At 70.3% G+C, this 2,160-nt stretch carries 1 protein-coding gene; it reads right to left on the bottom strand.

Features of this window, described 5'->3' with window-relative positions:
* Positions 1-2,160 (bottom strand): RHS repeat-associated core domain-containing protein (locus E1283_RS35560; protein ID WP_165956364.1); only part of this gene is annotated, 2,160 nt, incomplete at both ends.

The following is a 2,160-nucleotide window of genomic DNA, read 5'->3' as shown; positions in this document are numbered from 1 at the left end:
GGATAGGTGGTGGCGGTGGGGTGAGCGTAGGGGCGCCGACGCGTGCAGCGGCGAAGGCACCGCCACCACCGCCACCACCGCCACCGTCGGTGGGCGTGCGGAACCGGTTGATGAGGTCCCGAAGGTAGGCCGCGAGCGCGGCGCGGCTTGCCGCCTTGGCTTGGGCTCCCGCTTGAGCGCGAATGGCGTCGGCGAGTGAGGAGTTGGGCCGTGGGAGGACATTGGCCTGGTAGCTGCTGGAACTCGAGCCTCGGGCGAAGGGATTGGAGAAGTCGGGGAGTCGGGCCCAGGACCAGCTGGAGCTGTTCTGGCTGATGTAGTACGCGGCTCCTACCGCCACGCCGAGGCCGATGGCAGGCCCGATGGGCACAGCGATGGCATGTCCGCTGGGGTCGGTGCCGTTGAGGGGGGAGCCGGCGATGTAGGCGTAGCGGTTGGGTTCGACGTTCCAGGTGTCGCGGGAGGCGAAGGCGCCGGTGCCTGGCTGGTACCAGCGGGCGGCCATGTTGACGTCGCCGGAGGTGGGGTCGGTCCAGCCGGACTGGTAGCCGAGGTTGGGGGATGTGCCGTCGGAGGCGGTGACCTCGCCGAAGGGCGAGTAGGCGCGGGAGGCCTCGAGGGTGGCGCCGTTGTCGGTGAGGGTGGCGACGACGTCGGTGTGTTGGTCGGTCAGGACGGGGTTGTCGTCGGTGGTGAGGAGGGTTCCGTCGGGGGTGCGGCGGTAGAGGGATGTGCCGTCGGAGACGAGGTTGTTGGAGCCGCCGTCGTAGGTGAAGGCGGTGTCGTCGTGGTGGGTGACGCGGTCGAGGGAGTCGTAGCGGTAGGTGGTGTCGCCGTCGGTAACACGGCGTTCGAAGGCGTCGTGGGCGAGGGTGCGGTCGCCGACGGAGGCGAGGGTGCCGCGAGGGGTGTAGGTGTAGGTGGTGTCGTCGACGGAGGTGAGGCGGTTGCGTTCGTCGAAGGTGGCGGTCTCCTCGCCGGCGGTGACGCGGTTGCCGGCCAGGTCCCAGGCGTAGCTGGTGGTGTCGTCGCCGCTGGTCCAGGAGGTCAGGTGGCCGGCGAGGTCGTAGGCGTAGGTCTCCAGGCCCGCGCCGGCCGTGCCGGTGGTCTCCTTCTCGGTCAGCCGGTCGTCCAGGTCGTAGGCGTAGCGGGTGCTGGCGACCTCCGGTCCTTCGGTGCCGGTGACGAGGCGGTCGGTGGCCTGGCGGCCCAACGCGTCGTAGGTGAAGCTGCGGGTGGCGTGGATCTGGATGGGCGGAGGGACAGCGGCCCTGGTGACCTGGTCAGTGGGGACGTCGGAGATGAACGTCTGGGCGGTGGGACGACCGTCAATGTCGTAGCTGTAGGAGACGTAGTAGTTCGTGGTGGCGTCGAGCACGGCCGAGGACAGTTGGCCCCTGGAGTTGTGGCCGAAGGTGATCGTGCCGGCGGCGTCGGTCCGCTCGGTCATCCGGCCGTCGCGGTCGTAGGCGTAGCTGGAGGTACCGCCGGGGCCCTCGGTGGTGAGGAGTTGGCCGCGGTCGTTGTAGGTGTAGGTGTCGAGGCCGGTGACCTCGTTGGTGGCCTGGCTGGTCATCCGGCCTGCCGCGTCGTAGGTGAAGCGGCGGTCCATGGTGTCGGCCTCGGCACCGGTACCGGTCTCCAGGACGAGACGGCCGAGGTCGTCGTAGGTGCGGTCACGGCGGACGCCGCCGGGGAGGAGCTCGGTGACGGACTGGCCGGCGGCGTCGTAGAGCATCGTCCAGGTGCGGTCGGCCGGGTCGGGGTGAGCGTCGGTGGCCGGCTCGATGGTGGATTCGAGCTGGCCCCACGGGGTGTAGGTGTACTCGGTGGTGTTGCCCCGCGCGTCCGTCATCGCGGTGGGGTTGCCGGCCGCGTCGTAGCCGAAGGCGACGGTGGCCGTGGTGTCGTCGTCGACCGGCTGGGTCTGCTCGGTGACCCGGCCGAGCGCGTCGTAACGGGAGGTGGTGCGGACACCGCTACCGAGGACGGTGGCGATCTGGTTGCCGTCGGCGTCGTACTCCGCACTGCTCGTGCGCAGCACGGTGTCGCCTCTGCCGTACTCGTCGGTGCGGACGACCTGGCCGAGGTGGTTGAGGGTGAGGTCGGTGCGGTAGCCGGCGGGGGTGGTGGTGCGGGTCTCGCGGCCGAAGGCGTCCC

The sequence above is a fragment of the Streptomyces hainanensis genome, from assembly GCF_004348415.1.
GTDB lineage: Bacteria > Actinomycetota > Actinomycetes > Streptomycetales > Streptomycetaceae > Streptomyces > Streptomyces hainanensis.
The sequence above is the reverse complement of the archived record's forward strand: the minus strand, read 5'-3'. Positions and strand labels throughout refer to the sequence as shown.